Origin of the sequence: Nocardia jiangxiensis NBRC 101359 (assembly GCF_000308615.1) — a bacterium.
Lineage (GTDB): Bacteria > Actinomycetota > Actinomycetes > Mycobacteriales > Mycobacteriaceae > Nocardia > Nocardia jiangxiensis.
Window position 1 is genome coordinate 178,817 of record NZ_BAGB01000170.1, and the last position, 7,997, is coordinate 186,813.

General features: G+C 67.8%; 7 protein-coding genes. 6 read left to right on the top strand and 1 reads right to left on the bottom strand.

Annotated elements, in window-relative coordinates:
* The first annotated feature begins 30 nt into the window (after positions 1-30).
* From ON40_RS43850 to ON40_RS43870, 5 genes are all read left to right on the top strand, one after another.
* Positions 31-993, top strand: coding sequence for a hypothetical protein (locus tag ON40_RS43850; RefSeq protein ID WP_157186810.1), 963 nt, complete (start codon positions 31-33; stop codon positions 991-993).
* Complete coding sequence (locus ON40_RS43855) at positions 990-1,934, top strand: hypothetical protein (RefSeq protein ID WP_040831643.1); 945 nt, start codon at positions 990-992, stop codon at positions 1,932-1,934. Before ON40_RS43850 ends, ON40_RS43855 begins: the two co-directional genes overlap by 4 nt.
* A complete protein-coding gene (locus tag ON40_RS43860) occupies positions 1,931-2,920 on the top strand; it encodes a hypothetical protein (RefSeq protein ID WP_040831644.1) in 990 nt (329 codons plus the stop codon). Before ON40_RS43855 ends, ON40_RS43860 begins: the two co-directional genes overlap by 4 nt.
* A 332-nt stretch (positions 2,921-3,252) precedes the next feature.
* The gene (locus ON40_RS43865) at positions 3,253-4,158 is read left to right on the top strand and encodes a hypothetical protein (protein ID WP_040831645.1); all 906 of its coding nucleotides are present in this window, start codon (positions 3,253-3,255) and stop codon (positions 4,156-4,158) included.
* Between the two features lie 88 nt (positions 4,159-4,246).
* Complete coding sequence (locus tag ON40_RS43870) at positions 4,247-5,527, top strand: hypothetical protein (RefSeq protein ID WP_040831646.1); 1,281 nt, start codon at positions 4,247-4,249, stop codon at positions 5,525-5,527.
* A gap of 62 nt (positions 5,528-5,589) precedes the next feature.
* Here ON40_RS43870 and ON40_RS43875 read toward each other — a convergent pair whose 3' ends face one another.
* On the bottom strand, positions 5,590-6,813 hold the full coding sequence (locus ON40_RS43875; protein WP_040831647.1) for an IS110 family RNA-guided transposase: 1,224 nt from the start codon (positions 6,811-6,813) through the stop codon (positions 5,590-5,592).
* Between the two features lie 227 nt (positions 6,814-7,040).
* Between ON40_RS43875 and ON40_RS43880 the strand changes: the two genes are divergently transcribed.
* Entirely contained in the window at positions 7,041-7,973 is a 933-nt protein-coding gene (locus tag ON40_RS43880) for a hypothetical protein (protein ID WP_040831648.1), read from the top strand.
* Positions 7,974-7,997 lie beyond the last annotated feature (24 nt).

A 7,997-nucleotide genomic window follows, 5' to 3' on the forward strand; every position in this document is an offset into this window, starting at 1 on the left:
ACCGGCAGGCGGTGAGGCAGGGAGATGAAGATGAACAAGCCCAGCACGCTACAGAAGCGGGTCCTGCGGGCGATCACCGAACATGCCTTGGAAGCGCGAAAACTTCTGGCCCGCATCGAGTCCGATAACGGCCACGGTTCCGAGGGCGGGCGTAATCCGGCGTATCACCGGCTGGTATCGAAGATCCGCGAACTCGAGGCCGCGGCGGTGGCCGGTGGTGTTCCGCGGGAGTGGATCGATCAGACCCGCTACCGCGGCGAGCTGGGCATGACGTGGCGGGCAGATCTGCATTGGCGTGACCACGCACCGATCGACCGGCCCCAGCTGCTCACAAACCTCGGCAACGAGGTGCGGCAGGTGCGGGAGATCGCCGCGGTCGCGGCCGCGTACGGGCAGCGCGGTGCGCTCGCCGAGGCCGGGACATCGCAGTTGTTCGCGCGGAATCTCGATACCCTGGCGCGGCGGGTGGCCGCGATCGCGCATTTGCTGAACCTCACCACGAGTGAGGCGGAACATCTGTGGGGGCGTGAAAACGATTGGGCCGCAGCGGCACACAGGGTGAGTGGCGCGTCCGAGGCGTCGTTGAAGGACCGTTGGCGCACCTTCGCCCGGCTCGACACCCGCACCGCCGCCTGTCAGGTGGCAGCGCTGAGCGACGCCGGAATCGGGGCCGGGGTCGCTGGAAATCCCGCACCGTCCGCACCCCACATCGTGCAACGCATCCAGCGGCACCTGCACGATTCCCCCGGACACCCGGCCGCTGGTCCCGCGGTCGCCACTGATCATTCGGCCGGTACCGGTCACCCGGTCCCTACCGGCGGCGGCTCGTCTCGTGATCCGCGGGTCAGGTTCGAAGCGGTTCGGGGTGAGCAGATCGCGGAGTCCGTCGATGCCGCGGGGCTGAGCAGGGATTTGCGGCCCGTGTTTCGCAGCGCCACCGATACGGAACCCTCACCGCCTGGCGCGGTTCGTGTGAACGGGCTCGAACCATGAGCGCGCGGTGGGGAACCGAGTCGCCCCAGCCCGAGGCACCACACAAGCTCCCCCCGCAGGCGGTGCAACGGTTGCAGCGGATCCACGCGCTGGCCGCTGCCAGCACAGCGATCACCCAGGACCTCGCCGACAGCGCGTGGCCACCGACGACAGTCGCGCTGTGGCACAAGGATTTGCAGCGCCTGAACCAACAGTGCCGGCAGGTCGAACAGCAAGCTCATGAGAGCGGCGTTCCCCGCGAGCTGATCACGATGGCCTGGTTTGCCGGGCACTGTGACACCGAATGGACGCCCGCGCGGGCTGATCCGACGTTGGGGCTGCGGCCCATGCTGGGCGCGGAGTTGATGGGCAATGCCGGGCAATTGCACAACATGGCCGCGGTATTGGTCAGCCATGAGCTACATCCAGGCTCCCGCCCTCAGCGCGATCCGGTCAAGGCCAAACAACTCACTCGCAACATGGCCGCGATGTTCAAACAAACCGCCATGCTCGCGGATCTCATCGGTGTGAGCGAGTCGGGCTGGGAATCGTTGTGGGACCTGCCGCAGACCGCGCAGCGCGAATACCTCACATCGTTTCTGGGACCGGATGCGCCACTGGATCTGGACGGAGCATGGAGCCACTACACAGCGACCGACATCGAGTCCACGGTGCTGGACACTATCGAACAGCTCGAGCACCGCACCCACGAACTACGCCACCACAGCCCGTCCGAGCCCAGGCTCGAACGCCGCGGCAGGGGACATGCGATGGCCGCGGCGACCCGCACCTACCGCAATGCCGCGCGCCAGCTGCGTGAATACCTCACGACCGACACCAGCACCGGCGGTGCTGTCGATGCTGTCTTGCCGGAGGGAACCGATCGGGTCTGGGAGCCTGGAGACAACACGGCCGGGATCGCTGATCGGGGAGGGGATTCGGTCCCGGAGGTCGAGCCGTGAACACCTCGGACGAATATCTTTCGGGCAGCTCACCGAGCCTCGGGGGTGCGGGCATCACCGGCCCGCGGGAGTTGGTGGTCCGTGCCGGGCATATCCCACACGCGCAGGCGAAGCTGCTGCGGCAGATCCAGGACTTGGCCATCCAGGACGCCGCACTACGCAGCCGACGCACCACCAGCGAGCCCAGCGAAGGGGATACAGCTCGGATCGCTTCTAGCGCCTCAGAACTGGCCCGGGAGCGTGGAGCGGTACAGTTGTGGGCCCGCGCAGCGGGGATTCCTGTCGAGTGGATCGGGCGGGCCACACAGCTGGGGCACCAGGGCATCGGCTGGCACGAAGACCAGCTGCTGCCGAACCCGATCACACTGTCCCAGCGCCGGTCGGTCGACCGGATCGCCCACGACACACGGCATCTGACCGACATGGCAGCGATCGCCATCGTGCGCGATTATCAGGCGGACCGCCTGGGTGTGCTCCCGGTCCCGGAGCCGGTCGTCGCGGCCCAGTACAGCCGCACCATGCACGCGCTGTGGATGCGAGCCACCCGCACCGGACACGCGATCACGATCGGTGATCGGGCCCGGGAGCGAGCATGGGGCATCGACGAGCAGACGGTCACCGGCCGTGTGCGCGGGTTGCTGCACCTGACTCCTACCGAGGTCGACATGCTCTGGCAGCATTACGCGGCCCAAGGGCTGGCGGACCGGTTGCGCAGCTCGCTGCGCGAACTCCGCCACACCGCACCCCAGACCGGCCCGGATTCCGGGACGAGCGCTCCCGCGCCGGAACAGTTCCTCTCGGCCGCGCGAGAAGCCCTCGATGCCGTGCTCACCGAGCAGCGGAGCATCGGCGTGGCAATCACCGATGCGCTGCCCGAGACCAGCGCGACCCGCGTATGGGAACCCGGCACCGACACCCCGACCGATACCGGACCCGGCATGGGCCCCAGTGCCCGTCAGCACCTCGAAGGTGGACCCGCCCCTTGAGGGGCGAAGAGTGAACATCGCTGGGATACAGACCATTTCGACCAGAAAGACAGGAATGATGCACGCGCGAGAGTTGCCGCCCAGACCGTCCTGGTTCCAGCCGTGCCGGGACCGGTGCACGGGCTCGGAGCCGTAATCACCGTGCGGGCGTCGCGCCGGGACGGAACCCACACGCTCACTGCCGCTGCTGCGAGCCTTTTCCGAGTCATTGACGCTGGCTGACGCACACGCCCGACAGACCATCGATCTTTTCGCGAGGGACATCGCACCGCCGCACCGGTCCTGCCCAGGACCCGGTCCGGTCCGCTTCGACACACGAAGGCGGCACAAGGATGTCCGACAACACCTTTCATCAACCCTCCCACCTGTCCGAGAACACCGATCCCCCCAGCGACCTGACTGCCGCGGACGAGCAGAGTCCCTCTCGGCACACCATGCCCACACCCGCAGACCCAACGCGAGAGGAATCCCGCGCGCTGTTCCCGCCCTCGGAGCCTGTTCCGGCCGAGCTGCGGAACGGGCCGATCGCGCACCGGTTCGGCGCCGAGGATCCCGACGCGGTGCACGCGAAACTCCTACGCACAGTGCAGGACACCTCAGCGCTGCGAGCGGCGTGGGTCGGCGACGCGGTCGCGCACGATCTGGACAGCAGCGATCCGAGCTGGCGGTGGGCCCTGTATCCCAACGGCATCGATGCCGACGTGCGCGACGCGCGAGCCTGTGCCGAGCAGGGCGGGGTCGAGGCCACCGACATCATCGAAGCCGAGGCTCTCGGCAGCGCGGGGGTGTCCTGGAACGACAAGCCCGCACACCGGCACTTGGGGCGCATCGAACTACTCAGCAGCGAAGTGTTCGACGCGAACAACCGCGCCGAGGCCGGACGCCGCCTGGTCGGAGATCTGGCCGAACGTTTCGATTCCCTGCACAAGATTATCGACACTCTCAGCAACGGCCTGGTGCACGCACGCTCGATGGTCAACGACCTGGCCGAGGACCTCGCTGCCCACGGCTGGCCCACCCGCACCACCGGACCAGCACCCGAACCGCCCGGCCCCGACCCGATCTCTACCGCACCCGACGCCGATACCGCGACCGAAAGCGTCGACGGCGGTCACCGGATCAGGGACGCGGTCGGCGCAGCAATGCCCGACAACGACCAGCCCCACTGGCCTCCCCCAGAACCGCGGCCAGCGCTCGCGGACGAACACCCCGGGGCGCACCCGGAGGTCGGGCGATGAACGCGCCCGCACGAGCACCCCGGCAGGACTCCGACGGCAACGGGGAAGCCAAGGGCCTCGAGCTGGTGCGTGTGGGGAGGCCGCGGCGATGAGCGGCCCACTGCGCGGACCGGACGCGCACGACCAGCAGTTGGCCACGACGCTGCACCGGATCCACGAACTGGCCACCAGCACCGCAGCTTTGGAGCGGGTCCTGGCGTTCGGTGGACCGGACTGGATCGTCAACACCGCGGCCCGTCGGCGCCACGAGAACCTCACGGATCTGGCAGTGGCCCAACAACATGCGCGGTTGCTGCGCATTCCCGAGAACAGCATCACCGCGGCGCGACTGTGCGGGCAGAGCGGCCATCGCTGGATCGAGCCCGAACCCGGCCAGCTGTCCGACCCCGAAGGCATCCACCGGTGGGCGCAACAGATGACACCCGATATCCCGCGAACCGATCCGGGCTGGGGACACCGGGTCCCGGTCGAGGCCGGAGACCTTCCTCAGCAGACGAGCCGATGGCTGCGTCAGGTGCAGCGCTTGGCCGCCCAGGCCACGCAGATGAGACAGGACACCACCCTCACCGCCGCCGGCGGAGATATCCGTGTGCTGGCGCACATGGTGGCGCGAGCAGGCCAGATCGACCGGCACCGCGAGGCCGCCGAGATCCGCGCCCACGCAGCCGGAGTATCGTTGCAGTGGATCGCCTGGGCACGAATACGCGGACACCTCGGCCGCGAATGGCACCCGAACCAGCCGCTGGCCACCCCGATCCTGGACACCAGACACCGTGCGGCCGAACAGGTTACCGACGATCTGCGCCACGTCACCGACATGGCCGCACTCACCGTCGCCCGCGACCACCTCTACTCAGCCGACCTGGGTGTCGATACGCAGCAACTCACGCACACCATGGATGCACTGTGGTTGCGTGCGGCGCGGACCGCGCAGGCCGCCGGCCTGACTGCCCACGAGCGTGGCCGGATCTGGAGCGCAAGTACACACGACTGCATCACCCGGGTCCATCACCTCGTGCGCTTTCCCCGCCACGAGATCGACACCCTCTGGCATCAGTACGCGGTCCCGGAGATCGCCGCGCAGGCACGCGAGGCGTTCGACGAACTCGGTCACGACCATCGGACAACAAGCCTGGATGCGGCCACTGAACTGCTCCCACCGGCTCCGCATTACTTCCTTGCTCGCGCCCGCCACGCCCTGGACCAGATCGAGGCCGGCACACCCGCAGACGGCGGTATCGGCACAGCGATCGCCGAGGTGATCCCGGCCACCGACCGACCACGGCTCTGGGACACCGACACCACCCCACACACCCACGGCGACACCGACACGACCGGCCCGCAACCAGGGCAAGGCCCGGAACCCTAACGCCCCGAACACTTCCCAACTATGCAGCCCATCAGCGAACGGGAGGACTCTCAATGACCGTGTCAAGCCGCCAGCCCTGCGGGGGTCGGTGTGGCGTAGGTGAATTCCCGCCCGTCACGCAGCAGTGCCCACAGGACGTCGACCAGGCGCCGGGCCAGTGCTAGGAGGGCTTGGGTATGGATGAGCCGGATGAGCCGCTCGCCGCGTTTGCGGTCGTAGAACCGCCGCGACGGCCCGTCCGGGTTCTTCAGGCTGGACAGGGCCGCCATGTAGAACACCCGCCGCATCCGGCGGTTGTAGCGCTTGGGCCTGTGGAAGTTCCCGCTGACTCTGCCCGAATCACGGGGCACGGGAACCAGTCCGGCGTAGGACGCCAGCCGGCCCGCGGAACCGAAGGTGGCCAGATCACCGCCGGTTTCGACGAGGAAGTCCGCGCCGAGGCCGGGTCCCATGCCGGGCATCGATTCGATGATCTTCGCCCACGGATGCTGCCGGAACCGGGCCGTGATCAGCTTGTCGGTGTCCTTGATCTCGCGATCGAGATCGAGCAGCTTGCGGGCCTGGCGTTTGATCAGCATCGCCGCGTCGGCCTGTCCGGGCAGCGACAACGTCTGCGCTTGCGCGGCAGCGACCGCCGTCGCGGCGGCCTTGGTGATCATCGGCCCCCATGCCTTGTTCTCCGTCAAATACGCTGCGACACCGTCGATCCCGGCAGCACGGATCTCGGCGGGCGTGCACAGGCCGGCGACCAGGATCAGCGGTGTGCGTTTCGAGTAGTCGAACGCCGCTTCCAGCGCCGGGAAGATCGACCCCAGCAGAGCACGCAACCGGTTGACCCCGGCGACCCAGTCGTCCATCAGGTCGGCGCGATAACTGGTCAGGGCCTTCAGGCCGGCTATCAGCTCGTCAGGCATCCGGACCTGTGTGAAATCGCCACGCATCCGGGCGGTTTCGGCGATCACCCGGGCATCTTTGGCATCGGTCTTGCCCTCGCCGCGGAACCCGTGGGTCATCGTGTTCACGACCCGGCCGGGCACATACGTGACATCCCCGCCGACGGTGAGCAGCACGGTGATCAGCAGCGACGCCATCGGGCTGGTCAGATCGATCGCCCACCCCACTCGATCGGACATGCCGTGGACCCGAACTACCAACTGCTCGATCGCGGCCTGGTCGTTGGCCAGTTTCTGACTGAAAAGCCGCTTGCCGGTGTCGTCCACCGCGCACGCATGATGCGTCTGCTTACCGACATCGATACCGACCCAGATTTCCGGGCGTTCTGCCACCCGCTCGCTCCCGCTGTCGCTGTCCGAGCCCGTGGACAGCCCCGCCGTCAGATCCCTAACCAGCGACGGTCCGCAGCAGCTCTCAATCAGCGGCCGGAGCGTCCAGAACAGTGGGGCAGCCAGTCCTTTCGAGCCTCACCAGAGGCAACCAATCATCAGCTACACCCCACCGTCCCGGGCATCCGGGGCACCAACCCCAGACACCTACAACCTTAGGGACATCACTCATGACCCCACCGGAATCGAACCCGGTCACCCGATGGCACACCGAGCTCCTGGGAATCATCACCCACCTCAGCGCCGAGCACACCCGGGTCGCCGATCGCGGCCACACCGGCTACGACGGCACCGACGCCGAGGCCCGCGAAGCGTGGCAATCACATTTGGACGGCCTGGCCGCACAGCGAGAACACGCCGAACAGACCGCGATGTCCGCAGGCCTGCGCGAACCGGCAATCCACCGAGCCCGACAGCAGGAAGACGCGATAAGCACCGCACCGCAACAAGTTCCGGCATCCCTCACGACAGGGGTTCCTGAACATGTGGCGGAGTTCTTCACCGACATGTTGACCGTGGACATGTTCCACCTCGAACGGACCGCGATGCTCACTGCCGCCCGCCGGCACCGCCTGGACACCGGCCAGTACGGATTCGAGCCCGCCCCACACTTGGTGGCGGCGGTCGAACGCAATATGAATCTGCTGCACCTGCGGATCACCGCCCTGGCAGCCGCCGCCGAGCTCACCCCGGCCGAAGGCCACCGGTTCTGGAACACCCAGCCCGAGCACTGGCGGCACCTGACACGGGTCACAGCGCACACTATGAACGATCTCGAACTCGAACATGCCTGGCGCGGTTACGCCTTCGGCGACACCGACCCCGCGATCCCGCCGTACATCCCGGTCGACCCGCACACCAACCTGCCCATCGGCATCGCGCATACCATCCCGCCGACACCGACCGAACTGATCACTCTCGCCACCACCGCCCTGATCAGCCCTACCCCCACCACCGCGGGAACCTGGGCCGACGGCGCGGCCCCCACCGGCCAGACTGTGGAGGCGGCGCTGCCCGCCGACACCACACGCACATGGTCGCCCGGCGAAAGCCCCGAGGCCACCGCTTCACCGTCGGGCCCGGACATCGGCCCCGACCCGTAGCCCTGGCGGTCACTCGCGTTGCGG

Coding starts and splice junctions, on each gene's coding strand:
- ON40_RS43850 (WP_157186810.1), top strand. CDS start 31: ATGAACAAGCCCAGCACGCTACAGAAGCGGGTCCTGCGGGCGATCACC.
- ON40_RS43855 (WP_040831643.1), top strand. CDS start 990: ATGAGCGCGCGGTGGGGAACCGAGTCGCCCCAGCCCGAGGCACCACAC.
- ON40_RS43865 (WP_040831645.1), top strand. CDS start 3,253: ATGTCCGACAACACCTTTCATCAACCCTCCCACCTGTCCGAGAACACC.
- ON40_RS43870 (WP_040831646.1), top strand. CDS start 4,247: ATGAGCGGCCCACTGCGCGGACCGGACGCGCACGACCAGCAGTTGGCC.
- ON40_RS43880 (WP_040831648.1), top strand. CDS start 7,041: ATGACCCCACCGGAATCGAACCCGGTCACCCGATGGCACACCGAGCTC.